The following is a 25,053-nucleotide window of genomic DNA, read 5'->3' as shown; positions in this document are numbered from 1 at the left end:
CGACGTCATGGGAAAGGAGACCTGCATGTTGGTTCTTGTGCTGAATCCTGGGTCCTCATCACTGAAGTACCAGCTGCGGAAAGACCCTTCCCCGGCAAACGATCCTGACATCCTGTTGGACTGCGCTGTGGAAGGCCCACCCGCCCGCGTTGCCATTGCTGCCGCGTTCAACGAAATCTACTCCGAGGTCCACAACATCGTGGATGAAAGGCCACTTGATGCCATCGGTCACCGGGTCGTGCATGGCGGCGAACGCTTCACTGGCCCTGTTCTCGTCACAGGTGACGTGATGGCGGCCATCGAGGACCTTGCCCCGCTGGCACCCTTGCATAACGCTGCCAGCGCGGCTTGCATGCGTGCCGCGGCCTCCCGCTGGCCCGGAACACCGCAGGTCGCAGTATTTGATACGGCGTTCCACCGCACGTTGCCCGAGCATGCCTTTCGTTACGCCCTTCCGAAGGATCTCTTGGCGGAGCACCCGATCCGCCGCTACGGATTCCACGGCATCTCCGTCGAGAGGGCTTCCCGGGACACCGCCAGCTTCCTCCGTCTTCCAGCGTGGTCATTGAACGCAATAGTGGCGCATCTGGGCAGCGGAGCTTCCGTCACCGCGGTCAGGGATGGACGCAGCGTCGACACGTCCATGGGCATGACCCCCGTGGAAGGACTTGTCATGGGAACCCGTTCCGGGGACCTGGACCCGTCCATCGTCACGCTCCTGCAGCGCAGGGGACTTGGGCCAGACGAGGTCGATGAGCTGCTCAACCAACGCTCCGGGCTGCTGGGGCTCAGCGGGTCAGCAGATATGCGCACCGTGCAGGACGCGGCCCAGCACGGAGATCCCGCGGCTGATCTGGCGCTGGACATGGCCGCATACCGCCTGGCCAAATACATTGCCGGCTACAACATGGTGGTTGGCGGGGCCCACGCGTTGGTGTTCACCGGCGCCATCGGTGAGCATTCCGGGCCGTTCAGGTCCCGCGTCCTCTCTTGGCTGGCCCCGCTTGGACTTGGCATCGACGAGGGCAAGAACTGTGCCCCGCACCAGGGCATCCGGGTCATCAGCAGCACAGAATCAACATTTCCGGTTCTGGTCGTCCCCTGTGACGAGGAACGGGCCATCGCGGAGGCTGCGGCCGCTTTGCTGGACGACTGATAGCAAGGTCGAAGACACGTGGAGCGGTCTTCAGGGGGTTCGCCGGAGACGGCGTTTTCGGGCGGGCACACTGAAAAGTGCCGCACGGCGATGGACGTGATGGCCGGCTCCCCGGCCCCGAGCCACGGGAACCGTGGGTGCCACCCTGGCGAAGAAGGCGCTCTTCGCCAGTTCGACCACTGCCAGGTAACCGACAAGCATGGCGACCAACGCCAGGAAGAACGGCGCCGGCAGCGGATCGAATCCCAGCTCCGCGGCTATCGGCGAGAGGGGCAGCCACACGCCGGCGGCAACCACCCCGAATGCGGCTGCCAGCAGCCCCAACGAGGACCTGCTGCGCAGAAACGGGACGCGGCGGGTACGGATGACGAAGATAATCAGGGTTTGGGTCGCGATGGATTCCATGAACCATCCGGCACGGAACTCCCCCGGCGCGGCGTGGAAGATCCCCAACATGATTGCGAACGTGGCGAAGTCGAAGAGGGAACTGACGGACCCGAACACAAGCATGAACCGCCTGATGAATCCAATATTCCAGTGGGCAGGTGCGTGGAGTTGCTCGGAGTCGACACGGTCCCCGGGAATGGCCAGTTGGCCGGTGTCGTACAGCAGGTTGTTCAGAAGGATCTGGCCGGGCAGCATCGGCAGGAAGTCCAGGACTGCCGATGCCACAGCCGCGCTGAACATGTTGCCGAAATTGCTGGAAGTGCCCATGAGGACGTACTTGATGGTGTTCGCGAAGATCCTCCGTCCCTCCATCACGCCCTCCGCCAGGACTCCCAAGTCCTTGTCCATTAGTACGACGTCCGCGGCGTCTTTGGCAACGTCGGTCGCCGTCTCCACGGAAATGCCGACATCAGCCTGATGCAGGGCCAGAGCGTCGTTGACACCGTCGCCAAGAAATCCCACAGCCCTGCCATCCGCGCGGAGCAAGCGCACGATCCTGGCCTTTTGCTCCGGGGAGACTCTGGCAAAGATACTCGCATCCCGGACGGCAGCTGTGAGTTCCACATCGGACAGGACATCGATCGTTTCACCGGTGAGAGTTCCTCCGGAGACGAGTCCAAGGTCAGCGCACACCTTTTCGCTGACGGCGGCGTTGTCACCGGTGGCGATCTTGACCGAAATGCCAAGTTCGCCGAGCGCCTTCAGCGAAGCCTTCGCGGTTTCCTTGGTTCTGTCCTGGAACACGAGGAAGCCCGCCAACTGCAGGTCCCGTTCGTCGTCGACCGTGATGCGGGAGCTGCCCGGCGCAGGCCTGCTGGCCACGGCGACCACCCTGGACCCGGAATCGAACTGCGCCTGCACAACTGCATCCGCTCCGGCCGGAACGCCGGCGCAGATCCTGATGACGTCTTCGGGTGCGCCCTTGGTGATGATGCTCGATGGTCCGCCGTTATCCCGGACGAGGACGCTGACCATCCTGCGGTGATGGTCGAAAGGAATGACGTCTAGCCGCTCATACCTTGAGGCATCAAAAGCGGTGTCCTTTGATTGCCATAGAGCGGCGTCCAAAGAGTTGCGCCCTACTGGCCCTGCAGTGTCCCCGTACGCGCCTTCGGTGGCGAGCAGGCCCAGATCCATGACGTCCTGGCCAGCGCCTCCTTGAACGGGGATTGCCCGTTTGAAGGTGATCCGGCCTTCAGTCAAGGTACCGGTCTTGTCGGTGACCAGCACGTCCATGTCACCGAGGTCTTCGATACAGATCAGCCGCTTGACCAACACCCGGTGCCGGGCGAGTGTCCTGGTCCCGGCAGCCAGGCAGGTACTGACGACGGCGGGCAGCAGCTGAGGAGTGATGCCCACAGCGATCGCGAGGGAAAAGAGCAACGCATCGATCAACGGCCTGGCCAACAGGAGGTTGGCGACAAAGATCAGGCTGGTCAATCCGATGGCGACTTGCATGAGCAGAAACGAAAAGCGGCCCAACCCCTTCTGGAATTCCGTCGGGGGGTGCCGGGTCCCCAATTCCGTCGCTATCCGCCCGAACTCAGCCCGGGCTCCGGTGGCAATGACAAGCCCTGTGCAGCTGCCGGCGGAAATGACCGTTCCCATGAACACGCAGCCTGCCCCTCTCGCAACGCCCCCGGCATCGGCAATTGCCGCGGCATCTTTGGTGACCGGAAGGGATTCGCCGGTGAGGATGCTTTCGTCACACATCAGGTCTTGACTGCTGATGAGCCTGATGTCCGCGGGAATGATCGCACCCAGCGTCAGAAGGACTATGTCGCCGGGCACCAGATCAACAACGGGGATCAGCGACTTCGCGCCGTCCCTATACGCCACGACCTGGTGCGAAACACGAGAGTGCAGGGCCTCGGCGGCGCGTTCGGCCCTGAATTCACTGGCGAAGCCCAAGAACACGCTTACCAGCAGAATCGCCCCTATCACCACGGTGTTGCCGGCGTCGCCCAGAAACGCCGACAGTACCGCCGTGACGATCAGCAGCACCAGAATGGGGCTGCTGAACTGGTGGGCGAGAACCATCCCGGCGTTGGCGCGGTGGGTGCGGACCGCGTTCGGTCCGATGATCGCCTGCCGTCGTCCGGCCTCGGCCGTCGTCAATCCGGCCAGCCCTGATCCCAGGTCCGACATGGCGGCATCTGCTGTCATACTGGCGGCGTATGACACCGTGATCCGTGGAACGTCCACCGCAGCTTGCGCGCGGAGTAGCTGCATTGAGGTCCCTCCCCTCGCGGATTCAGACGCCAAGCAATAGCCATTCTCGGACGGACCCGATCGTCGGCATAGGGCCCTATGGCCCTAACTGGTCCTTCGAAGCTCTGGCACTGTCAATCTCAGACCACAATGCCTGGCATGCTCCCGCCGAGCGTTGGCGCCAACCAAGACGAGGCATCCGAATGGATACAGTAACCGACGAGCCGGCCGCGGCGGACGAAGACTTTGGGCCACTGAACCGGTACTGGGCTGCGGCAAACTACCTCACCGTTGCCCAGATATACCTCCAAGAAAACCCACTGTTGTCCAAGCCGCTGAAGCCACAGCACATCAAACCGCGGCTTCTCGGGCACTGGGGAACCAGCCCAGGATTGTCACTGATCTACGCCCACCTCAACCGGCTGATCAAGCGCACATCGGCTGAAGTGCTCTTCGTTGCTGGCCCTGGACACGGTGGACCCGCCGTCGTCGCCAATACCTATCTTGAAGGCAGCTACTCCGAGATTTATCCAAAAGTCGGGAAGGACCTGCCCGGACTTAGGCGCCTTGTCCGGCAATTCTCAACCCCCGGAGGGGTCGCAAGCCACGTAGGACCCGCCACACCGGGGTCCATTCACGAAGGAGGCGAACTGGGATATTCCTTGATGCACGCCACCGGAGCAGCAATGGACAACCCCGGCCTGATCGTTGCCTGCGTGGTCGGCGACGGTGAGGCCGAGACCGGGCCGCTGGAAGCCTCATGGAAGGCGCCGTCCTTCCTCAACCCGGAACGCGATGGCGCCGTCCTTCCCATCCTGCACCTTAACGGCCACAAGATCTCGGGGCCGACAGTTCTCGGACGGCGCTCCAACGCGGCCGTTGAAGGACTGCTGAGGGCCCACGGCTGGGACCCGGTCACCGTGGCCGGCGAGGATCCTGCACTGGTCCACCCCGCCCTGGCAACGGCGCTGGACTCGGCGTTTGCCGCCATCCGAGCTATCCAGTCGCAGGCCCGCGCCCATGGTGTCACCGGACCCGCGCGGTGGCCGGCCATCATTCTGCGCACGCCCAAAGGATGGACCGGACCCAAGACCGTCGATGGCGTGCAGGTCGAAGGAACATTCCGCTCCCACCAGGTCCCCCTGGCTGGGGTCAGGGACAACCCCGAACATCTGGTGCAGCTGGAAACATGGATGCACTCATACCATCCAGAGACCCTCTTCGACGCTGAGGGCCGGCTGGCGCCCGAACTGGCGGCCCTTGCTCCCACAGGTGATCTACGGATGGGCACCTTCCCCAGACCGCACCGTGGAATAACCGCCCTCGACCTCCCCGACGTCGCACAGTACGCCGTGCCTCCCGGCCCTCGAGGGGCAACCGTCGTGGAAACCACAAAACCGTTGGGTGAATTCCTCCGCGACATCTACCGTGCCACCGCCGACAATCCACGGTTCCGCCTCTTCTGCCCGGACGAGACAACCAGCAACCGGCTCGGGGCCGTCTTCCAGGCAACCGACCGGTGTCTTCTCGAACACCCCGCGGCCGGGGAACATCCGATGCCGGGCGACGGCGTCTCACCAGGGGGGAGGGTGATGGAAGTCCTGTCAGAGCACCTATGCCAGGGCTGGCTGGAAGGGTACCTCCTAAGCGGCCGCCACGGCCTCTTCGCAAGCTATGAAGCCTTCGCCATGGTCAGCGCCTCCATGACCATCCAACATGCCAAATGGCTGCAACATGCGCGGGAACTCACCTGGCGATCGCCCGTACCAAGCCTGAATATCCTGCTGACGTCAACCTGCTGGCGCAACGACCACAACGGATTCAGCCACCAAGGGCCCGGGCTGATCGACACCGTCCTCTCCCTCTCCGGATTCGTCATCCGCGTCTACCTCCCCCCGGATGCGAACACTCTGCTCGCTACTGCCGAACACATCTTCAAGAGCCAGAACTACGTCAATCTGGTCGTCGTGGACAAACAACCCCACCCCCAGTACCTGACCCTCGAGGAAGCTCGCCAGCACGCCGCCGCCGGGGCCTCAATCTGGTCCTGGGCAGGGAACGAAGAGGGCGGGGCAGCCGAATCGAAAGCAGCGCCAGATATCGTCTTGGCCTGCGCCGGCGACATCCCGACGCAGGAGTCCCTTGCTGCTGCGTGGCTCCTCCAACGACGCATCCCCGAACTCACGGTGAGGGTCGTCAACATCATGGACACCATGGTCCTGCAACCCCGGGAGACCCACCCCCATGGCCTTTCCCAACAGACATTCGAAGAACTCTTCACAGAAGACGGCGAAGTCATCATGGCCTGGCACGGCTACGCCCGCGCCCTTCACCAACTCCTCCACGGCAGGCCACATCCTGAACGGTTCCACGTCCGCGGCTACAACGAACAAGGAACCACAACCACGCCCTTCGACATGGTGGTATTGAACAAAGCCAGCCGCTACCACCTCGTCCTGGAAGCACTACGCCGCGTCCATCGGCAATTCATCGGCGCCGACGATCTGGCGGACTTTTGCCAACAGCAGCTCTACCGGCACGCCACATACATCCGGGAACACTTCGAAGATCTGCCGGAAATCCGCGATTGGGTCTGGACGGAGCGCGCCCGCTGATTTGCCTCGACGACGCAATTGCCGCCCCCGCTAGGCATCACCCTCACTGCGCCGCGGAGGACGAAGCCGGACCGTCCTCGCCCTCCGCTCAACCACGCCGAGCAGGAAGATGCCTACCGCGCCGGGAATCGTCGCCACGGCGACGACGGCAAGCAGCCCGGGAGACGGCTGCTCAAGGTCCAGGAAATCCCGGAAGGCGGGCATCGACAGGACGAGCACCAGCCCGATGACCATGGCGGCGAGAACCGCTGCACTCCAGCCGTTCACAGGGTGGGAAACGATTGCGAGCACGCAGAGGCCCAGCAAGGACAATGCCACAAAGGCTGCGGTCCGTACCGCGCCAACCTTGTCCCCGGCGGTCGCCGCTCCGGTGATGAGCAGTAGCGCGCCGGCGACGACGAGTCCCGCTGGGAGCGCCAGCTGGAGTGAACGCTTGAGGAACCCCGGATGGTAACGGCGCCGGTTGGGCAACAAGGCCAGGAAGAAGGCCGGGATTCCAATGGTGAGGCCGTCTGTGACCGACAATTGGCGGGGAAGGAAAGGAAAATCCAACAGGAAGATCCCAACCGCCACGGACAGCGTAAGGGCGTAGACAGTCTTGCTGAGGAAGAGGACCGAGACCCGTTCGATGTTCGCAATCACGCGTCGCCCTTCCGCGAGAACCGCAGGAAGCCGGTCAAAGCGCCCGTCAAGGAGCACCACCCGCGCCACGGCCTTCGTGGCCGGTGCCGCGGAGTCCATTGCTATGCCGAGATCCGCTTCCTTCAGGGCCAATACGTCGTTCACCCCGTCACCGATCATCGCTACCGTATGCCCCCGCCGTCCGAGCGCCTGGACCATGGCCTTCTTCTGCGCTGGACTGACGCGGCCGAAAACGACGGTGCTTTCCATTACTTCCTCCAGCAGGCGTGGATCTTCGGGCAGGGAACGGGCATCGCAGCCCTCCCCCGGCCCGAGGCCGACTTGCTGCGCAACCCGTCCGACGGTGCGTGGGTCGTCTCCCGAAATGACCCGCACGGACACCCCTTCCTTTGCGAAAAACTCCAGGGTTTGTGCCGCGTCCGGTCGGATTTCCTCGCGGAACGTCAGCAGTACGACCGGCTCCAGCCCCCTCGGCAGTTCCTGGTGTCCGTCATGATGGGAACCGAGCCGCCCTGCAGTGTGCGACAACGCCAGGGTCCGCAGGCCTTCAGAGGCGAGCGCCGAGGCGCGCCCGAGTGCGCGTACCACCGTCGGGCTTCCTGCCTGTAGCAGCACATCCGGTGCGCCGAGCACCCAACTGCCCGAGGCTTTTCGGCCGTCCGCGAAGCTGACGCCGCTCCACTTGGTGGCAGACGAGAACGGCACCCGCTCCCCCGCCTCGGGCAGGCCGTCCACGGCAAATATCCCTGCGAGGCACCGGGCTGTGGCGTTGGCATCCGGGTCGAGGCCGAACCAGCCGAGGACCTCCTTCCAGCCGGGATGTCCCGCCCCGTCAACATCATGGACGGCGTCGAACGTGATCCGGCCCTTGGTCAAGGTGCCGGTCTTGTCAATGCACAGCACGTCCACGCGCGCCAGGCCCTCCACCGCCGCCAGTTCCTGGATGAGCACCCGATCCCGGGAAAGCCTGACGGCCCCGACCGCGAATGCAACACTCGTGAGCAGCACCAGGCCAAGCGGAATCATCGCAATGATTCCGGCGACGGCGCCTACGGCGGCTTGTTTCCATGAGCCGCTTGACCAGGCAAGCTCCCAGCCGCCCCGCGCCTGCATCTGCGCATTGACCAGGAGCGCGGAGACGGGCAGCAAAGCCCATGCGATCCATCTCAGGATCCGGTCGATTCCCCTGCGGATTTCCGAAGCAAGCAGCGAGAACCGCCTGGCTTCGGCCACGAGCTTGTTCGCATACGACTCGCTTCCAACCCGTACCGCCCGGGCGGTGCCCCGTCCCGCGACGACGATTGATCCCGAGAGCAGTTCCATGCCCGGGAGTTTGGCGACCGGAACGGATTCGCCACTGAGCAGCGACTCGTCCAGTTCCAGGCCCTGTCCTTCCAGCAGGAGCGCGTCCACGACGAGCTGGTCGCCCGCGCGAAGCACCATGATGTCATCCTGGACGACGTCGTCGACGGCGACCTCCCGGACCTCGGCGGCCCTAAGGACGCGGGAGCTTGGCAGCTGCAGGACCGCGAGCCTGTCCAGGGTGCGCTTGGCCCGGTATTCCTGCACTATGCCGATCACGGCATTGCCCAGGGCCGCGAAACCGAAGAGCGCATCACGCCACTGGCCAAGGGCCAGCAGCAGCAGAAAGCTGCTTCCGACGATGGCGTTGAACAGCGTGAAGACGTTGGCGCGAAGGATGTTCCACAGGCTGCGGGTGGAATCATTCGGGGCGGCGTTGCGGAGTCCGGCGTCGGCTCGCGCCTGCACCTGCGCGTTCGACAAACCTGTTGTCCGGCCTTCGACCATGCTGCAAGTCCTATCAGCCTGGCCCACCCGGCGCCAGTGCTTTTGGTCCCGAAAGCGCGGGCGGCTGCTGCCGGGACTTTGTGCCCTGTCCGGACGAGCACAAGCAACCCTAGGATCGCCTCATGGTTGACAAGAGCGCAGTGCCGGAAGCAGAAGAACTCGACACCGAAGAATGCTGGAGACTTCTTCGGGAAACCGGGGTTGGGCGGCTGGGAGTCATCGTCGATGGCCGGCCCGATGTCTTCCCCGTGAACTACAAGGTGGAAGACAACACCCTCGTCTTCCTCACAGCCGAGGGTACAAAGACCCGGGCGCTTGACGAGGATGCCGCGGTGGCGCTGGAGGCTGATGCGGTCAGCTCCGAGTTCGGCATGGCATGGAGCGTCGTCGTGAAAGGCCAGGCTGTGGCCGCTTCCTCGACGAAACAGGCTCTTGACTCGCTGAGCAGTGCACTGTTCCCGTGGCAGGGTGTCTACAAGGACCGACTGTTCAGGATCACCCCGGATTCCGTGACCGGCCGCAGGTATTCGGTCACAACGGACATGCGGTGGAAGGTCGGGGTCGATGATGCCACCCGGGCGGGCATGGAATAAACCGGACTTTGCAGTGACATAGACCGGACTTGAACTGGCGGTGCCGTTTCCGGCACCGCCAGTGTCGTCTTGCCCGGGCTTTCCCGGGCTGGCCGCGGGCAATTCCGCCGTGGCGTCCTACTCCCTGGAGATCTGAATCTTCTGCTTTGGGCTTTCACTGCCGCTTTCCTGGACGGGCACCCTTACTTCGAGCACGCCGTCCTTGTAGCTGGCACTGACGTCCTCCTCCTTCACGCCCTTCGGCAGCGGGATGCTGCGGAACATCGAGCCATAACGGAATTCCGAGCGGTAGCTGCCGTCCTCCTTCTCTTCGCTCGACTCCTTGCGTTCAGCGCGGATCCGCAGCTGACCGTCCGAGACGTCAATCTCGATGTCCTTGTCCGGGTCCACCCCGGGCAGTTCCGCGCGTACGGTAAGGACGTTGTCCTTGACTTCTTCTTCCACCCGGATCATGGATCGTTCGGACTCACCTTCAAAGAGCCTGCGGAACGGTTCCATCAGATCAAAGGGGGTGCGGCGGTCAAACGGTGACCGCCTCAGTAGCTCGTTCATGGCCTGACCTTTCATCTTCCGTGAGGTTCTGTCCCGCACCTAACGGGCGGGTTCTGGGTTCTTTGCCTAAGTGCCCCGGGGCAGCGGCAGGCCGCTGGGGCCAAGGCTGCCGGGCCGGAGGAGAGCGGCATCGCCACCACGCCATCGCCGTCACCTTGCCTCCGCGGCCCGGGCGGATTCTGCCCTGGCCACCACCGCAGCGGTCCGAAAAAAGGTGTCCGGGTTCAAGGAAATCGAATCGATCCCCTGGTCAACCAGGAACTCCGCAAAATCCGGGTGGTTGCTGGGGGCCTGCCCGCACAGTCCCACCGGAATGCCCGCGCCGTGCGCCTTCCGGATTGCCTCCTGGATCATCAGCTTCACGGCTTCGTCACGCTCGTCGAACAGTTCCGCGAGTTCAGCTGAATCCCGGTCCGCGCCAAGCACCAGCTGGGTGAGGTCGTTCGACCCAATGGAGAAGCCGTCGAAGCTAGCGGCGAACCGCTCGCCGAGGACGACGTTGGAAGGAACTTCGCACATCATGTAGATAAGCAGGCCGTCTTTGCCCCGGACCAGGCCGTTCGAAGCCATCACTTCGAGGACCTGTACTGCCTCCTCCGGCGTCCGGCAGAAGGGCACCATCACGATGATGTTGCCGAAGCCGCAATAGTCCCGGAGCCGCTTGATTGCCTGGCATTCCAGAGCAAAACCGGCCCTGTAGCGTGGGTGGTAATAGCGTGAGGCTCCGCGAAGGCCGAGCATCGGGTTTTCCTCCACGGTTTCGAACGCAGAACCACCGAGCAAACGTCGGTATTCGTTTGATTTGAAGTCGCTCATCCGGATGACGGCGGGGTGCGGGTGGAACACGGCAGCAAGCTTTGCAAGTCCTGTCGCCAGGGTTTCGACGAAGTAGTCTGCCGGGCTACGGTAACCCTTGGTAAGGGCGGCAATCTTCTCCCGCTCCGCCGGGTCCGACACCTTGTCCGGATGTATCAGGGCCATCGGGTGGACCCGCACCATCTCATTGATGACGAATTCCATCCGCGCGAGTCCCACCCCCTGCGCCGGGAGCCGCCACCACTTGAAGGAGCTGCCCGGGTCCGCGAGGTTGACCATGAGCCGCGTCCGCGTCGCGGGCACCTCGCCGAGGGCCGTCTCGGTGGCCTCAAACGGAAGGCTCCCTTCATAGACCAGGCCGCGGTCGCCGTCGGCGCAATCAACGGTGACAGGCTGCCCGTCGGATATCCGACGGGTGGCGTCCCCGGTCCCGACCACCGCGTTGATGCCAAGTTCGCGACTCACGATCGCGGCGTGGCTGGTGACCCCGCCTCGATCAGTCACGATGGCGGAGGCGCGTTTCATGACCGGAACCCAATCGGGGTCAGTCTGCCCTGTCACCAGGACCGAGCCGTCCACAAAGTGCTCGATCCGGGACGCGTCAGCGATCAAACAGGCGGTACTCGAGGCGATCCCGTTGCCGACCGCGGCCCCGGAAGCCAGCACCACACCCGGTTCCTTGAGCCTGTAGCTAGTGAAGGTGGCCGTGTTCCGCCGCGACTGGACGGTCTCCGGCCGCGCCTGGACGATGAAGAGCTCACGCGTCACCCCGTCTTTGGCCCACTCCATGTCCATGGCCTTGCCGTAGTGCTTCTCGATCTTCACTGCCCACCCGGCCAGAACAAGGATGTCCTCCTCATCGAGGACGAAGGAGCCTCGCTCGGCGTCGCTGGTATCCACCAAGGTGGTCCCGGCACCGTCAGGGCGGTACACCAGTTTCTGGCGTTTCGATCCCTTGCTCTTTTCAATCACAGGGTGCTTTCCCGGGGCCAGAAGCGGCTTGAAAACCACGTACTTGTCCGGATTGACGGAGCCTTGGACCACGGTCTCCCCAAGTCCCCAGTTGGCGCTGATCACCGCGGCCCGCGGGAACCCTGTCGAGGGGTCCAATGAGAACATGACGCCGGCCGATCCGCGGTCGGCGCGCACCATCAGCTGAACCCCTACCGACAGGGCGACGTCCTGTTGTGCGAAGCCCAAGAGGTCCCGGTAGCTGATGGCCCGGTCCGTGAACAGGGAAGCATAGCACCGCAGGCAGGCCTCCAGGACGGCCGCTTCGCCACGGACGTTGAGGAAGGTCTCCTGTTGTCCTGCGAAACTGGCCTCCGGCAGATCCTCCGCTGTGGCACTGCTGCGGACAGCCACGGCCGGTTCAGTTTGCTCCGCACGACGCGCCAACTCCCGGTACGCCGCCACTATGTCCCTGGCAAGGTCCGCCGGAAGGCTTGCTGACAGGACCCCGGAACGCATGGCGGCTCCGGCTTCCCGGAGGCTACTGCGACCCTCGTGGTAAGCCGCCAGGGCAGCGTCAAGGCGTTCGCCGATCCGGTTGGTGGAAACAAAGCGCCGGAATGCCCCCGCCGTTGTGGCGAAGCCTGCCGGAACCCTCACGCCTTGCCCCGACAACGCCCGCGTGAGCTCGCCCAAGGAGGCGTTCTTTCCGCCCACCCGCGGCACATCGGCGCTGCCAACCTCATCGAACCAGAGCACGTTGCTGCCGTTCATGCGTCCGGGGCCTTCCTGTCTTCCATTTCCGCTCCGCCGGAATCCGTCTGGTCGACCAGCAGGACAGGACAGTGCGAGTGCGCCGCACACGCGCTGCTCACGGAACCAATAGCCTGCTGCAGAAAGCCCCCGCCGCCGTGCCGCCCGACAACCAGCATCCGGGCATCCCTGCTTTCTTCGACAAGGACCTTTGCCGGTGCACCGAATTTCACGCTCACGCCCAGGCGGGGAGGCCGATCGTCGCCGAAGGCCCTCTCCACCGCCTCCTCCGCCAGCAGGGCCGCAGTCTGTTCAAGCTGGTGGGTCACAGTGTCGTTGCCGGAATCCAGGTGCGAGGCCAGGTAGAAATCCGGTGTTCCGATGCAGGTGATGACCTCAAGCGGTGAGGAAAAGCTGTCCGCGATGTGGCGGGCGAACCTCAGTGCATTGGATGAGTATTCGGAGCCGTCAATGCCCACGATGATCCGGGGCGATCTTCCTTGGGTTTCCATGCTTCCACCGTGCGGGTTTGGCAACTTCCGGACCAGAGTCGAAGGTCACGAGCCGCGGGTTCCGCTCTTCCGGCCCTTGCGCCGGATGGTCTTGTGGAGGAAGTCAACTGCCAGGACTGCGGGTATGGCCAGCAAGGCGACGGCTACACCGGCAGGCGACGGCGGTGCCTGGCCCAGCAACGCTGCCAAGGGTGGCAGGAACAGGAACACCAGCAGCGCGGCAGTCTCGGCGAGCACAGCCCAGAACAACATCCTGTTGCCCGTCCAGCCCAGCTGCCAGGGCGGGCGTGTGGCGCTGCGGCAGGCGTAGGCGTTTGCAAGCTGTCCCAGGACCACTGCGGTGAAGGCCGCCCCGGAGGCCTGGAGAAGCACCCCTGCAGGCTGCTCCGACCCGGCACCGAACCAGCTGCCGAAGTAGAGCACCGCCGTGAACGCGGCCATTTCGACCACGGCTTCTGCAGGTCCCAGCACAGTGAAAACCCGGGCCAGCAGCGGACGGTCCATCAGGTGGCGCCGCTCTGGCGGGCGCCGCATCACGCCGGGGCCGGCTTCTTCGCTGCCAAGGGCCAGCGCGGGCAACAGATCGGTGCCGATGTCGAGCGCGAGGATCTGCAGTACTCCCAGCGCCAGAGGGAAGAACCCTCCGGACAAGGCCCAGATGACGAAAGGCGTGAGTTCTGCGACGTTGTCCGTGAGGTGATAGGTCAGGAACCTGCGGATGTTTGCGTAGGTAGCGCGGCCTTGCTCGATCGCGGCGATGATCGTGGAGAAATCATCATCCAGCAACACCAGGTCGGCCGCATCGCGGGCCACGTCCGTTCCGCCGACACCCATGGCGACGCCCACGTCGGCTTCACGCAACGCCGGCCCGTCGTTCACTCCATCACCGGTCATCGCCAGTACATGGCCGCGGCGCTGCAGCGCGCGGGCGACCAGCAGTTTCTGCTCGGGCGTTACCCGGCTCACCACGACGCCGTCGTGGTCCAGCAATTCGCCGAGTACACCTTCGTCTTCGGGAAGATGCTGCCCGTCGAGCATGCGCTCCGGGTCCAAGGCCAGCCCGATTTCGCGGGCGATCGCGGCGGCTGTGGAAGGATGGTCCCCGGTGACCATGGCAACCTTGACCCCGGCCAGCCTGGCTTTGCGAAGGGCGTCCGCCACGGTCGGGCGGGGCGGGTCGTGCAAGCCGATCAAGCCGAGCAGCACCAGCCCGGATTCGAGCCGCTCCGCCAGGACCCCGTCGCCGCCGGGACCAGCCACGTCCGCGCCCGGGATGACCCGTTCGGCGACGGCGAGCAGCCTCAGTCCTTCCGACGCCATCCTTTCGATCGCCTGCCTGATGGCTTCCGCTTCCAGCCCAACAATCCCCTGCCCCGCGGTCCCTGCCATGCCGGTGCACAGCGGCAGCACGGTTTCGGGTGCGCCTTTGACGGACAGCCGGTTTCCGGCGAGAACGGATTCCCGTCGCCGGGCGGGTGTGAACGGAATCCTGGCCATCCCCGCTTGGTTGCCCGCCGAACGTGTGGCCTGAAGCCTGCCCGCGAGGGCATCAAGGGCAGCCTCCATTGGGTCGCCGTCGGGCTGCCAGCTTTCGTTCCGCAACACCGTGCGCCCGCGGGACGCGAGCGCTGCCGCGCCCGCCGCCCGCCGGGCCAGGTTGATCGCCGGCACCGGCCCTTCAACGTTCCCTTCCGGCTCATAACCGGATCCGGCGATCCTGACCGCACCCGCTGCGGTCCACAGTTCGACGGCGCTCATACGGTTTTGGGTGAGGGTACCGGTCTTGTCCGTGCAAATGAATGTCGTGGAGCCGAGGGTCTCGACGGCCTGCAGGTGCCGCACGAGGGCCTTCCGCCCGGCCATCCGTTGCGCACCCATGGCGAGGGACAGCGTCACAGTGGGAAGCAGGCCTTCCGGAATCAATGCCACCGCCACGCCGATCGCAAACAGGAAAGCGTCGCGCCATGGGATTCCGATCATCGCGGAGACGGCGAAGAAGCCTCCGCCGACCGTCAGCGCGACGACGGCAATCGTGCGCACGATGCGGTCCAATTCAAGATTCAGCGGGCTCGGAGGTCGTTTGACACCCGCCGCCAACTCTGCGATCTGCGCGAGGCGCGTGGTGGCTCCCGTGGCAATGACAACGCCCTCCGCGTCGCCGTTTACCAGGAAGGTGCCGCCGGTTCCGGGGTCGCCGGGCTGCTTGGCAACGGCTTCGCTCTCTCCGGTGAGCATGGACTCGTCCACGGAGCAGCCTGCCGCTACGACAAGGCGGACATCCGCGGGAATCCTGTCCCCGCCGCTAAGCAGGACCACGTCTCCCGGCACCACTTCGCGCGCCGGCACCCGGTAGGTTTCGCCGTCGCGCCGGACCAGGACCTGCGCGGGCAACAGCGCCCTGAGTTTGGCTGCCGCTTGTTCCGCCCGTTCCTCCTGAACATATGCAAAGACGCCGTTGATGATGACCACCACGACGATCGCCACGCCCAACTGCGGCATCCCCGCAACGAACGCCAGTCCGGCAGCAGCCCACAACAGCACGGCAAAGAAGTGCACGAACTCTGCCAGCAGCCGCCGCCAGCGCGAAACCGAACCGGTGTCGGGCAACTGATTGGGACCGTATTGGCGGAGGAGGTCCGCTGCTTCCCGTGTGGTCAGACCGGTCATGCCCACCTGTCCTGTCGGCACGGATTCCTTCATGGTTTCAGTGGCCCCTGCGGCTGCCTATGCGCAGGACCGCGGCCCCGGTGACCCGGTCTTCTGCGAGGTCCATCAAGGCCCGGTTGGCTTCCTCGAAAGGGTAGGCGGTGGTCGTCGGGCGCAAGGGTATCCGGGCCGCCACCTCCATGAGCTCCTTCCCGTCCTGCCGTGTGTTGGCCGTAACACTGCGCAGCTGGCGTTCCTGGAAGAGTTCCTCGCTGTATTGCAGGGACGGGATATCGCTCAAGTGGATGCCTGCGACGGCCAGGGTGCCACCCCTGTCCAGGGCCCGCATCGCAACGGGCACCAGCTCGCCGGCCGGGGCAAAGAGTATTGCGGAGTCCAAAGCCACCGGTGGCTGATCCCGGGAGTCCCCGGCGAAGACTGCACCCAGTTTGAGTGCAAGCCGGCGCGCCCCCTCGGACCGGGTCATCACGTAGACCTCTGCTCCCTCGAATGCGGCAATCTGTGCGGCCAGGTGGGCCGAAGCCCCGAATCCATAGATTCCAAGGCGGCCGCCCCTGGGCAGCTCCGCGCGACGCAGCGCCCGGTACCCGATGATTCCGGCGCACAGGAGCGGTGCGGCCTCTTCGTCGCCGAAAGCGTCGGGAATCGCATATGCGAAGTCCTCTTTGACGACCATTAACTCCGCGTACCCGCCGTCCACGTCCCAGCCGGTGAACCGCGGTTCCAAGCACAGGTTCTCCCGGCCCCCGAGGCAGAAGCGGCACTTGCCGCAGGTGGCGCCCAGCCAGGCCGCCCCCACCCTGTCCCCGATCCGGAATCTTGAACACCCCAGCCCGAGGCCTGCCACCTCGGCAACCACTTCGTGCCCCGGTATGACCCCGGCCGCCTTCGGCTGAAGGTCTCCTTCGGCCAGATGCAAGTCCGTCCGGCACACTCCGCAGACGCTGACGGCCAGAAGGAGTTCGCCCGGACCCGGGACAGGATCAGGGCGTCGCCCTCCTTTCAGGCGATCAATGCGGGCCGGCCCCGGATCTTCCACCCACCATGCGCGCACGGCTAGCCTCCTCTGCCGACGGAGAGCGGCGTTGAACAGCTTCCCTCCCAGAATCACCGTGGCAACTGCGGCGCCAACAGGGCCGAAAGTCCTCCCCGGCGGGCGGTGCCTGGCGCAGACCGGTAGGGGACGCCGGCGAGCTTCCCGTTCCTCGTGACTTTCGGCCCTGTCGGCAGCAAGCGGTCGGACCGATCCTTGAAGCAAACCCACAGCCGTAGGGCCCGGGTGATCCACCGGCCACGTTGCTCGACGAGGAGGAAGCAATGGCCCTTACTGAACATGAGCGACACCAATTGGAGTTGCTCGCCGAGCACCTGCTGCAGGAGGATCCGCGCTTGGCCGCCAAGCTCTGCGCCGGGCCCGCCGAATCCGTGCGTCCCGCCCGCAGGGTAACTGGCGCTTTCGTCCTGCTTGTCGGGACCTTCATTCTTATGGCGGGCATCGCCACGCAGCTCACGGGGCTCGGCCTGGTGGGGTTCGCCATCATGGCGTCCGGGGCCTACTTCGTCTTCGAGCACACCCGGCTGCGGATCAGCATGCCGCGCGCCAAGGGGCCGTCTCCGGACGGCAGCGGACCCTTGGCAAACCAATAGGCATCTGGCCCAGCTCCCATCCCACCCCAAGCGAAGGAACAACTCATGGAACGCGTTATTGACAAAGTTGTACTGGTGACAGGCGCAGCCCGCGGCATCGGGGCCGCCACGGCCGCCCGGCTCCACGGGGAAGGAGCACGCGTGGTGCTGGCCGATGTCCTGGATGACGAAGGCAAGGAAACGGTGGAACGAATCGGATCGGGCGCCCTGTACGTTCACCTCGATGTGACCTCACCGCAGGACTGGGACGCAGCCGTGGCAGCCGCCGTCGACACTTTCGGGGGCCTCAATGTCCTGGTGAACAATGCCGGAATCGTCAATTTTGCATCCATCGAGGAGTACACACTGGAACAGTGGAACTCCGTCATCTCCGTCAACCTGACAGGCACCTTCAATGGAATCAAGGCCGCGATTCCGGCACTGAAAGCGTCCAAGGGAGGCTCCATCATCAATGTCTCCTCGATTGCGGGCTTGCGCGGATACGAGCAGATCCCTGGCTACACGGCGTCAAAATTCGGTGTCCGCGGACTCACCAAGAGCGCGGCACTCGATCTTGGCCGCCACGGCATCCGGGTCAATTCCGTCCATCCTGGCGTCATCTCCACCCCGATGACCGCCGGCATGACCATGGATATGAGCCATGTGGCCATCAGCCGCATGGGCCATCCGGGCGAAGTCGCCGACCTCATCCTCTACCTTGCTTCGGATGAAGCTTCCTTCGTCACCGGCGCAGAGTTCGTCATCGACGGCGGCGATACGGCCGGCACGGTCACCCCGACGTCCGCAAGTTGAACAGGGAGGATCGGACGCCGTGTACTGGAACATGCAGATGGGTGCCTGGGGTTACGTGCTCATGGCCGTGGCCATGCTGCTTCTTTGGGGAACGGTCATCACGGCCGTGATTCTTTTCGCCCGTTCCCTGGCCAGGCCGCAGGACCGGCACTACCCTGAGGGCGGATTCGTTCCGCCGACTGTTTCCCACCCGGAACATATCCTGGCGGAACGCTTCGCCAGGGGTGAAATCGGCGCCGATGAGTACCAGAGGTCAATCGCGATATTGCGCGGCTATCCCCGTAGCGACGGCGGCGCCACACCGGGTGCAAAATAGCTCCCCGAAAGATCGTCGCGCCGACAAGCCAGGAGGAGCAATGGACAGAAATTCATCCGGTAGCCGGATCGTTGTGGGCGTGGATGGCTCGGACGCCTCGATCGAAGCCCTTCGGCTAGCCCAGAAGCTGGCTGTGCCGCTCGGCGCCAGGCTGGAGGCATCGGCCTTCTGGGATTATCCCCAGGCCTACGCCGGCTACATAGCCATGGGGATCGGGCAATTCGAAAAGGCGGCAGGCAACACCCTGGACGAGGCGGTCGGGAAGGCATTCGGGCCCGAATTGCCGGACAACGTCGTGCCCCGGCTGGTCCGCGGCCACCCGCGGACCATGCTCATCGAGGCCAGCAAGGACGCGGACATGGTCGTTGTGGGCCGGCGCGGCCACGGAGGCTTCGGCGGGCTCCTCCTCGGCTCCGTCAGTTCCGCCGTGGTGGCGCACGCCCATTGCCCGGTGCTCGTAGTCCACACACCTGAAGCCGGCTGACCATGGCAGCACAAATGGTCGCCGGGTATGACGGCTCGGCCGAAGCAGCTGCCGCGGTCCGCTGGGCAGCGCGCCAGGCATCCTTGCGAGACGCCGGGCTTGCCGTGGTTCATTGCTCCGTCTGGCCGGCCTTTACCCATGACCTCGGGCCGGTGCCCGGGATCGCGGACAGCGGCCTGCGGCACGCTGCCGAGGCGGTGCTGGCCGAAGGAGCGGCCCTCGCGCGGGAAGGGTCGACCGATCTGGCCGTCAGCCCGGTCTTGAAGTACGGCTGGCCCGCCCCGGTTCTCAGGGAACTTTCCACCGACGCTGGCATGCTGGTTGTCGGCAGCCGCGGCATCGGCGGCTTCATGGGCCTGATGGTCGGCTCGGTGAGCCTTGAACTGGCGGCCACGGCGGACTGTCCCGTCGCGGTCATCCGCGGCACCGGGCAAGAGGGCGGGCCCGTCGTCGTCGGCGTTGATGCCGATGACCGCGGACAAGAGGGTCCCGCTCAATGGGAACCTGCCGTCCGGCAGGCATGCGCACTCGCGACGTCCACCGGGTCGGGACTGCGGGTGGTCCATGTCCAGCACAAGCATGGCGGGAGGCGCCGGGCCTCCGAGTCTGCCGAGGCGATCCGGCCGCAGGACCTGCTCGACGACGTCGTCCGTGCCACCCGCCGCTGGGCACCGGATCTCGATGTGCAGACGCGACTACTTACCGGCGCTTCGCTCGCGGGCACCCTGCTCGATGCGGCCAGCGATGCCAGCGCCATCGTCGTCGGCACCCACGGCCGGGGTGTTGTGCGCGGAAGCATCGGTTCGACCGCACATGCGGTGCTCCACCACGCGGGCTGCCCCGTGCTGGTTGTCCGCCCGGCCGGAATCCCTGGTGAACGCTGATCCTCCTGCTCCCGGAATGCCGTCTGGCGTTTGAGGTAGCTAGGGTGTGCCGGGAGCCTGCCGGCAGGCTTCCACGGCGCTCGTCAGCGTCGGGTAGTGGACTGCCGTCGCGATCCGGGTTTCAGGCCCGATTCTGGCCAGCTTGTCCTTGACGGGTCCTTTGAGTTCGGCGAACACGAGGGATGTCCCCCTGGAGCTCAGGAATTCGTCGAGCTGGACAATGTATTCGCGAGCTGGACAGTGTATTCGACGGCGGCGCTGTCGATACCGGTGATCGCTTCGGCCGCAACGATCACACAGCGCACGCGCTCCTGGGACCGTTCCACCAGTGAACGGACATGGTCAACGAAAGCCTGCCCGTTGGCGAAGAACAGCGGAGCGTCGAAGCGCACGATCGCCAGCCCGGGGAACCTGGACCCTTCCGGGTGCCTGGTCACGTCATGAAAGCCGGGAACGCCGTCGACGACGACCAGTTCCGTGCGGTAGGGCGAAAAGGCCGCCAGTACGAAGACGGCGAGGGAAAGTCCGACGGCGATGACGACTCCGTGGAGGACACCGACAGCAACGACGCCCAGGAAGGTCACGGTCATCAGCGCGGCTTCCGTGAGGCTCGTCCTGAACAGCTTTGCGATTGCGCCGAAGTCGACCATCGCCGCCGCGGCAACCAGGACGATCGCGGACAAGACGCTGGTGGGCAAGTATTGTGCCGCTCCCGGGAGGAACAGCATGAACAGGAGCAGGAAAGCCCCGGAAAACACTCCCGCCATCCTGGTCCGTGCTCCCGCGTGGATGGCCACCGGGGTCCGCGATGTGCTGGCCGACACGGGGAAACCGCCGAACAGTCCGGCGGCCGCGTTGGCGGCCCCCAGTGCCAGCATTTCCCGGCCCCCGTCAACGCTGCCACCCCAGCGCAACGCCAGCGTCCTGGACAGGACTGCCGTGTCGGACGGCATGTGCGCCGTCGCCCGCCGTGCCGGCAGCCATCGTGAGTGACCCTGTTCCGGCCCGTTACTGCCCGTGTTTGACCGGGCGGACCCTGGTAATGATCGTGGGGCACGGAAGGTGGGAGAGCACCGCATGGGCGGTGGAACCCATCAGCAGCCGCTTGAATGCCCCCCTGCCCCGGCTCCCCAGCACCAGCAAGCGGGCTTTGCCGGCGGCTTCGACAAGGGCCTGCGCCGGGTCCGTGTCGACAACGAGGACCTGGTGGACGGTGAGGTCGGGGTAGTTTTCTGCCAGTCCGGCTGCGGTTTCCGCCAAGATGACCCGTTCCTCTTCCGCAGCACGTTCGGCGAGGTCGCTGCCGGGCATCCCCTTGGGCACCTGGAACCGAGGGCTACCGAACGCGTGCAGAATCGTCAGCTCCTGGCCTTCACGGTCCGCTTCCTCCGCCGCGAAGGCGACTGCCTGGGTTGCTTCCTCGGAGCCATCCGCACCGACAACGATGCCTCGCCGTCCGTCGTCGTCCGCGTCTGTCCGGACGACGGCTACTGGGCAGAGCGCGACGGCGGCGACCTGCAGCGCCCTGTCGGTCACCGCGCCGCCGAACCATGATTCCCCGGAGCCGACGACCACCATCGACGCCTTCCGGGACTGTTTCCGCAATACGTATCCCGCGCTCCCCGAAACCTGCTTGGTGCTCAGTTCAACGGACGGTTCCGCCTCGACCGCCCGGGCTTTCGCCTTCTCAAGAAGCTCGATTCCGGACTTCCTGATCACGTCAATGAATGAATAGCTCTCGTAGGACCAGCGGTCATCCAGCGCATGGACCAGTACGACCGGCAGCTTCAGTGCCGCCGCCCTGTGCATCGCCCAGGCAATGGCTGCCTGGGCGGCCTCGGTATCGTTGACGCCCACGACAATCGGATTCTTCATGGTGGTTTCCGTTCCTCGTCAAGTTAGTGGACCCGGGCGGATCCTTAAGCCCAGTTTTCCCTTCCCGCCCGTGCGGGGTTAGGGCCGGAAGTCCTGCGGCGGCCCGGCCATTGCGGCAGTCAGCGGGGGTTGTCCAGGAACACGGTTTCCAGGTACTCCGGTACCCGCGCGTTCCAGCCCAACTCGCGCTTGATGCGTGTGCGCAGCGCGTCTGAGGCATCGGGCTCCCCATGGGTAACATAGGTCATGCGGGGTGCCCGCGGAGCTGTCCGCATCCACCTGATGATCCCGTCGGCGTCCGCGTGTGCCGAGAAGCCCTCCAGTTGGACAACCTCGGCCCTGATCTCGACGTCCTGTCCGTAAATCCTCAATTCGCGGCTTCCGGCCGCCAGGGCGGCTCCCCTGGTTCCTCCCGCCTGATAGCCGCTGAGGACGATGGCGTTCCGGGGATCCGGCCCGTAGGCTTCAAGGTGATGCAGGATCCGGCCTCCCGTGAGCATTCCGCTGGCTGAGATGATGATCATCGGTCCGCCCCTGAGGTTGAGCAGTTTGGAGTCATCAACGCTCCTGGTCATCCGTGCCACGCGGTACATCTGCCTGAATTCCTCTTCGCGGAGGTGGTGCTCCTCCCGGTGCTGCTGATAAAGGTGGGAAGCATCCACGGCCATGGGGCTGTTCAAGTAGATCGGGATATCCGGAATCAGCCCCTTCCGGCGAAGGGCGGACAGGTGCAGCAGCAGCGTCTCTGCCCGTCCCACCGCGAACGCTGCGATCATCACCACTCCGCCACGCTTGGCCACGCGGTTGACGACGTCGGCCAGTTCCTGCCCGGGCACCCCTGCGGGATGGGTCCGGTTGCCGTAGGTCGATTCGGTCACCAGGATGTCGACTGCTTCAAGATCCCGGGGCGGGAACATGAAGGGGTCGTCGTAACGGCCCAGGTCCCCGGTGAAATGCAAGGAGCGCCCACCGACAGCAAGATGTATCTGGGCTGCCCCGAGTATGTGTCCGGCGGGCAGGAACGTTGCCTCGAGTCCACCACCGAGATCGAGCTTCCGGTCAAAATCCTGCGACTTGAAGCTGCCCAGGGACCTTGTGGCATCGGCAGCCGTGTAGACCGGGCGCACCGGCGAATGGATGGAAGAACCTTGGTACTCCGCGTACCTTGCTTCTTCCTCCTGCAGGTGGCCGCTGTCCGGCAACAGCAGCCCACACAACTCCGTCGTGCCGTGAGTCGCATAGACCGGACCGGTGAATCCGTCGCGCACCAACGCAGGAACGTATCCGGTGTGGTCGAGGTGCGCGTGTGTCAGCAGCACGGCATCGATGGAAGCCGGCGCAACAGGAAAAGCACCCCGGTTGCGGCTGCGTATGACCTTGTAGCCCTGGAACAGGCCGCAATCGACGAGGATCCGGCGGCCGGCGGCTTCGACGAGGTATCTGGAACCTGTGACCGTGTCCGTTGCGCCCAGGAAGCGCAGTATGGCCTGGCTTCTGTTGGTCATGCTGACCTCCCGGTCATCGACGGCAGGGGTGCCCCACCTCGGCGGGACACCCCGGCACGATCTAGTGTGCTGTCATGTGGTGGTGCCGGTACTCTTCGGTGCTCGGCCTGATCGCGAGTGCGGTGACCACCAGAGCGACGGCGCCCGGAATCCAGGCGCTCCATGCCGCTCCGGTCTGGGAAACGAAGCCTCCCACCCATGGCGCGAGCAGCAGCACGAGCGCGATTACGGCCTGCCCCCATTCGGCCGCCGGCATGCCAGGCAAGGCAAGGTTGATCGCGCCAGCGACGATGAGCAGGACGCCCAGCGTGACCAGGTATGCCGCCGATGACCCTGACTGCGCGGTCCACAGCACGGACAGCGCCGCATACGCCCCGGCAGCAACTGCGGTCCAGTCCTGCCAGCATGTCCATCTCTTCATGTGATTCAGACTCCTTCGGTGGTTTTCTGTTGGGGGACCCGTCACGGTTGCTCCGGGGCGGGATCGGTGCTCCTTGGCAGGTCCTTCCGGTGGACCACAAGGACAGGGCAGCCGGCATGGGCCACGCAGGATGCGCTGACCGAGCCGAGGGGAAGGCTGCGGAAGCCCCCGCGTCCGCGCCGTCCGAGGACCAGCAAGGAAGCATGGCGGCTCGCCGCGATGAGTTCCGTGCGCGGGGAACCGTGGACAAGCCTGGTCCGGAATCCGGGCGGAACCTCACCGTTGAAAGCCTTCGCAACGGCGTGCTGCAGCGCGGTGGCGGCTTCATGCGCGAAGCCGTCGATGCCCATGGCCACATATGCTTCGTACCCGGCCGGGAATTCCCAGCAGGTCCAGGCTTCAACATCGCGTCCCGTGGCGAGGGCCAGCCGACACGCCTGGCGCACGGCCTCAACGGATTCCTCCGAGCCGTCGACGCCAACAATGACCTTTTCGCGCTTTGGGCGTTTCGCCATGGTTCGTCTCCTTGCTTTCTCCCAGCGTGGACAGAAGCAACGCGGCAAAACAGTGCCAAAAGTCACAGGGTCCGTTTAGGTCCTTCGACCCTTGTAGGCGTTCGAGCAGGCAAGAAACAATGGCAGAGCCGGGATAAGGGAATCCCGCTCAAAGCCGACGCCTTGCTGGGACAGGAGAACCATGGACCGTCAATCAACCCCACATCGCTCCTCCGGCGAAGCGATCAGGGTGTTCATACTTGACGACCACGAACTGGTCCGCCGGGGCCTCCAGGAGCTTCTGGAGGGTGAGGGGTTTGTTGTGGTCGGCATGTCCGGCTCCGCCGAGGAAGCGGCCCGCCGCATCCCGGCGCTGCGCCCGGACGTTTCAGTCCTGGACGCCCGCCTGCCGGACGGCACCGGCATCGAGGTGTGCCGCGATGTGCGTTCAGTGGACCCTTCCCTGGTGTGCCTCATCCTGACCAGCTACGACGACGAACAGGCCCTCCGAAGCGCGGTCCTGGCCGGCGCCGCAGGCTATGTCCTGAAGGAGATCGGCGGCTCCGACCTCTTGGGGGCACTCCGCAAAGCCGCGCAGGGTGAATCGCTGTTTGACGCCGGATTGAAAGCGAAGATCGTCGAAGGGCTCACGGAGCCGAAACCGTTGGACCCGCGGGTGGCAGCCCTGACGCCACAGGAACGCAGGGTGCTCGAACTCGTCGGTCAGGGGTTGACGAACCGCCAGATCGGCGAAGAAATGCTGTTGGCCGAAAAGACCGTCAAGAACTACGTTTCATCCATGTTGTCGAAGCTGGGCTTCGAACGGCGCACACAGGCAGCGGTGTTCATGGCGCACGGGCCGGAAACCGGTTCTGCACCCCGCCGCTGAGGACAGCTCCGCATTCTCGGCG

Annotated in this window: 21 protein-coding genes; 9 read left to right on the top strand and 12 right to left on the bottom strand. The window is 64.9% G+C overall.

Annotation, left to right across the window (positions count from 1 at the left end; all coding sequences use genetic code 11):
- Nucleotides 1-25 precede the first annotated feature (25 nt).
- The gene (locus tag ACN9M4_RS09575) at nucleotides 26-1,156 is read left to right on the top strand and encodes an acetate/propionate family kinase (RefSeq protein WP_426303284.1); all 1,131 of its coding nucleotides are present in this window, start codon (nucleotides 26-28) and stop codon (nucleotides 1,154-1,156) included.
- Between the two features lie 30 nt (nucleotides 1,157-1,186).
- Here ACN9M4_RS09575 and mgtA read toward each other — a convergent pair whose 3' ends face one another.
- A complete protein-coding gene (mgtA, locus tag ACN9M4_RS09570) occupies nucleotides 1,187-3,769 on the bottom strand; it encodes a magnesium-translocating P-type ATPase (RefSeq protein ID WP_426303283.1) in 2,583 nt (860 codons plus the stop codon).
- A gap of 248 nt (nucleotides 3,770-4,017) precedes the next feature.
- On the opposite strand from mgtA, the gene ACN9M4_RS09565 reads away from it, so the two are divergent.
- Nucleotides 4,018-6,429 (top strand): phosphoketolase family protein, encoded by a 2,412-nt coding sequence (locus ACN9M4_RS09565; protein ID WP_426303282.1) that lies wholly within the window; start codon nucleotides 4,018-4,020, stop codon nucleotides 6,427-6,429.
- A 30-nt stretch (nucleotides 6,430-6,459) separates the two neighbouring features.
- On the opposite strand, the gene ACN9M4_RS09560 is transcribed toward ACN9M4_RS09565, so the two are convergent.
- Complete coding sequence (locus tag ACN9M4_RS09560; protein ID WP_426303281.1) at nucleotides 6,460-8,880, bottom strand: HAD-IC family P-type ATPase; 2,421 nt, start codon at nucleotides 8,878-8,880, stop codon at nucleotides 6,460-6,462.
- A 122-nt stretch (nucleotides 8,881-9,002) separates the two neighbouring features.
- Here ACN9M4_RS09560 and ACN9M4_RS09555 point away from each other — a divergent pair, with 122 nt between their 5' ends.
- The gene (locus tag ACN9M4_RS09555; protein WP_426303280.1) at nucleotides 9,003-9,473 is read left to right on the top strand and encodes a pyridoxamine 5'-phosphate oxidase family protein; all 471 of its coding nucleotides are present in this window, start codon (nucleotides 9,003-9,005) and stop codon (nucleotides 9,471-9,473) included.
- A 117-nt stretch (nucleotides 9,474-9,590) separates the two neighbouring features.
- Here ACN9M4_RS09555 and ACN9M4_RS09550 read toward each other — a convergent pair whose 3' ends face one another.
- The 5 genes from ACN9M4_RS09550 to ACN9M4_RS09530 form a co-directional block, all read right to left on the bottom strand.
- Complete coding sequence (locus tag ACN9M4_RS09550) at nucleotides 9,591-10,025, bottom strand: Hsp20/alpha crystallin family protein (RefSeq protein ID WP_426303279.1); 435 nt, start codon at nucleotides 10,023-10,025, stop codon at nucleotides 9,591-9,593.
- Nucleotides 10,026-10,175: 150 nt separating this feature from the next.
- Nucleotides 10,176-12,566, bottom strand: a complete 2,391-nt coding sequence (ppsA, locus tag ACN9M4_RS09545) for a phosphoenolpyruvate synthase (protein ID WP_426303278.1) — start codon at nucleotides 12,564-12,566, stop codon at nucleotides 10,176-10,178.
- Nucleotides 12,563-13,057 (bottom strand): universal stress protein, encoded by a 495-nt coding sequence (locus tag ACN9M4_RS09540; protein ID WP_426303277.1) that lies wholly within the window; start codon nucleotides 13,055-13,057, stop codon nucleotides 12,563-12,565. The genes ppsA and ACN9M4_RS09540 overlap by 4 nt, the downstream gene beginning before the upstream one ends.
- 45 nt (nucleotides 13,058-13,102) lie before the next feature.
- Entirely contained in the window at nucleotides 13,103-15,757 is a 2,655-nt protein-coding gene (locus tag ACN9M4_RS09535) for a cation-translocating P-type ATPase (RefSeq protein ID WP_426303276.1), read from the bottom strand.
- Nucleotides 15,758-15,761: 4 nt separating this feature from the next.
- Nucleotides 15,762-16,763: a zinc-dependent alcohol dehydrogenase family protein gene (locus ACN9M4_RS09530; RefSeq protein WP_426303440.1), complete on the bottom strand. Its 1,002-nt coding sequence runs from the start codon at nucleotides 16,761-16,763 to the stop codon at nucleotides 15,762-15,764.
- A gap of 278 nt (nucleotides 16,764-17,041) precedes the next feature.
- On the opposite strand from ACN9M4_RS09530, the gene ACN9M4_RS09525 reads away from it, so the two are divergent.
- From ACN9M4_RS09525 to ACN9M4_RS09505, 5 genes are read left to right on the top strand one after another with little or no spacing between them, the layout of a single operon-like run.
- The gene (locus tag ACN9M4_RS09525; protein WP_426303275.1) at nucleotides 17,042-17,371 is read left to right on the top strand and encodes a DUF3040 domain-containing protein; all 330 of its coding nucleotides are present in this window, start codon (nucleotides 17,042-17,044) and stop codon (nucleotides 17,369-17,371) included.
- Between the two features lie 45 nt (nucleotides 17,372-17,416).
- Nucleotides 17,417-18,163, top strand: a complete 747-nt coding sequence (locus tag ACN9M4_RS09520; RefSeq protein ID WP_426303274.1) for a glucose 1-dehydrogenase — start codon at nucleotides 17,417-17,419, stop codon at nucleotides 18,161-18,163.
- A 19-nt stretch (nucleotides 18,164-18,182) separates the two neighbouring features.
- Nucleotides 18,183-18,479: an SHOCT domain-containing protein gene (locus ACN9M4_RS09515; RefSeq protein WP_426303273.1), complete on the top strand. Its 297-nt coding sequence runs from the start codon at nucleotides 18,183-18,185 to the stop codon at nucleotides 18,477-18,479.
- Between the two features lie 40 nt (nucleotides 18,480-18,519).
- Entirely contained in the window at nucleotides 18,520-18,963 is a 444-nt protein-coding gene (locus ACN9M4_RS09510) for a universal stress protein (RefSeq protein ID WP_426303272.1), read from the top strand.
- 2 nt (nucleotides 18,964-18,965) lie between these two features.
- The gene (locus tag ACN9M4_RS09505) at nucleotides 18,966-19,847 is read left to right on the top strand and encodes a universal stress protein (RefSeq protein WP_426303271.1); all 882 of its coding nucleotides are present in this window, start codon (nucleotides 18,966-18,968) and stop codon (nucleotides 19,845-19,847) included.
- A gap of 197 nt (nucleotides 19,848-20,044) precedes the next feature.
- Here ACN9M4_RS09505 and ACN9M4_RS09500 read toward each other — a convergent pair whose 3' ends face one another.
- The 5 genes from ACN9M4_RS09500 to ACN9M4_RS09480 all read right to left on the bottom strand — a co-directional run bounded on the left by ACN9M4_RS09500 (nucleotide 20,045) and on the right by ACN9M4_RS09480 (nucleotide 24,163).
- The gene (locus ACN9M4_RS09500) at nucleotides 20,045-20,800 is read right to left on the bottom strand and encodes a SulP family inorganic anion transporter (RefSeq protein ID WP_426303270.1); all 756 of its coding nucleotides are present in this window, start codon (nucleotides 20,798-20,800) and stop codon (nucleotides 20,045-20,047) included.
- Nucleotides 20,801-20,855: 55 nt separating this feature from the next.
- On the bottom strand, nucleotides 20,856-21,722 hold the full coding sequence (locus ACN9M4_RS09495) for a universal stress protein (protein ID WP_426303269.1): 867 nt from the start codon (nucleotides 21,720-21,722) through the stop codon (nucleotides 20,856-20,858).
- 119 nt (nucleotides 21,723-21,841) lie between these two features.
- A complete protein-coding gene (locus ACN9M4_RS09490) occupies nucleotides 21,842-23,227 on the bottom strand; it encodes an MBL fold metallo-hydrolase RNA specificity domain-containing protein (protein WP_426303268.1) in 1,386 nt (461 codons plus the stop codon).
- A 61-nt stretch (nucleotides 23,228-23,288) separates the two neighbouring features.
- On the bottom strand, nucleotides 23,289-23,648 hold the full coding sequence (locus ACN9M4_RS09485) for an SPW repeat protein (protein WP_426303267.1): 360 nt from the start codon (nucleotides 23,646-23,648) through the stop codon (nucleotides 23,289-23,291).
- A 41-nt stretch (nucleotides 23,649-23,689) separates the two neighbouring features.
- Complete coding sequence (locus tag ACN9M4_RS09480) at nucleotides 23,690-24,163, bottom strand: universal stress protein (RefSeq protein ID WP_426303266.1); 474 nt, start codon at nucleotides 24,161-24,163, stop codon at nucleotides 23,690-23,692.
- 181 nt (nucleotides 24,164-24,344) lie between these two features.
- On the opposite strand from ACN9M4_RS09480, the gene ACN9M4_RS09475 reads away from it, so the two are divergent.
- A complete protein-coding gene (locus ACN9M4_RS09475) occupies nucleotides 24,345-25,031 on the top strand; it encodes a response regulator (protein WP_426303265.1) in 687 nt (228 codons plus the stop codon).
- The last annotated feature ends 22 nt before the right edge of the window (nucleotides 25,032-25,053 follow it).

The sequence above is a fragment of the Arthrobacter sp. R-11 genome, assembly GCF_049913155.1.
GTDB lineage: Bacteria > Actinomycetota > Actinomycetes > Actinomycetales > Micrococcaceae > Arthrobacter.
The sequence above is the reverse complement of the archived record's forward strand: the minus strand, read 5'-3'. Positions and strand labels throughout refer to the sequence as shown.

Excerpts from the sequence above, each read along its gene's own strand:
- ACN9M4_RS09540 (WP_426303277.1), bottom strand. The coding sequence starts at position 13,057 with ATGGAAACCCAAGGAAGATCGCCCCGGATCATCGTGGGCATTGACGGC.
- ACN9M4_RS09555 (WP_426303280.1), top strand. The coding sequence starts at position 9,003 with ATGGTTGACAAGAGCGCAGTGCCGGAAGCAGAAGAACTCGACACCGAA.
- ACN9M4_RS09550 (WP_426303279.1), bottom strand. The coding sequence starts at position 10,025 with ATGAACGAGCTACTGAGGCGGTCACCGTTTGACCGCCGCACCCCCTTT.
- ACN9M4_RS09495 (WP_426303269.1), bottom strand. The coding sequence starts at position 21,722 with ATGAAGAATCCGATTGTCGTGGGCGTCAACGATACCGAGGCCGCCCAG.
- ppsA (WP_426303278.1), bottom strand. The coding sequence starts at position 12,566 with ATGAACGGCAGCAACGTGCTCTGGTTCGATGAGGTTGGCAGCGCCGAT.
- ACN9M4_RS09565 (WP_426303282.1), top strand. The coding sequence starts at position 4,018 with ATGGATACAGTAACCGACGAGCCGGCCGCGGCGGACGAAGACTTTGGG.
- ACN9M4_RS09535 (WP_426303276.1), bottom strand. The coding sequence starts at position 15,757 with ATGAAGGAATCCGTGCCGACAGGACAGGTGGGCATGACCGGTCTGACC.
- ACN9M4_RS09505 (WP_426303271.1), top strand. The coding sequence starts at position 18,966 with ATGGCAGCACAAATGGTCGCCGGGTATGACGGCTCGGCCGAAGCAGCT.
- ACN9M4_RS09485 (WP_426303267.1), bottom strand. The coding sequence starts at position 23,648 with ATGAAGAGATGGACATGCTGGCAGGACTGGACCGCAGTTGCTGCCGGG.
- ACN9M4_RS09525 (WP_426303275.1), top strand. The coding sequence starts at position 17,042 with ATGGCCCTTACTGAACATGAGCGACACCAATTGGAGTTGCTCGCCGAG.
- ACN9M4_RS09520 (WP_426303274.1), top strand. The coding sequence starts at position 17,417 with ATGGAACGCGTTATTGACAAAGTTGTACTGGTGACAGGCGCAGCCCGC.
- ACN9M4_RS09560 (WP_426303281.1), bottom strand. The coding sequence starts at position 8,880 with ATGGTCGAAGGCCGGACAACAGGTTTGTCGAACGCGCAGGTGCAGGCG.
- ACN9M4_RS09500 (WP_426303270.1), bottom strand. The coding sequence starts at position 20,800 with ATGCCGTCCGACACGGCAGTCCTGTCCAGGACGCTGGCGTTGCGCTGG.
- ACN9M4_RS09480 (WP_426303266.1), bottom strand. The coding sequence starts at position 24,163 with ATGGCGAAACGCCCAAAGCGCGAAAAGGTCATTGTTGGCGTCGACGGC.
- mgtA (WP_426303283.1), bottom strand. The coding sequence starts at position 3,769 with ATGACAGCAGATGCCGCCATGTCGGACCTGGGATCAGGGCTGGCCGGA.
- ACN9M4_RS09575 (WP_426303284.1), top strand. The coding sequence starts at position 26 with ATGTTGGTTCTTGTGCTGAATCCTGGGTCCTCATCACTGAAGTACCAG.
- ACN9M4_RS09475 (WP_426303265.1), top strand. The coding sequence starts at position 24,345 with ATGGACCGTCAATCAACCCCACATCGCTCCTCCGGCGAAGCGATCAGG.
- ACN9M4_RS09510 (WP_426303272.1), top strand. The coding sequence starts at position 18,520 with ATGGACAGAAATTCATCCGGTAGCCGGATCGTTGTGGGCGTGGATGGC.
- ACN9M4_RS09490 (WP_426303268.1), bottom strand. The coding sequence starts at position 23,227 with ATGACCAACAGAAGCCAGGCCATACTGCGCTTCCTGGGCGCAACGGAC.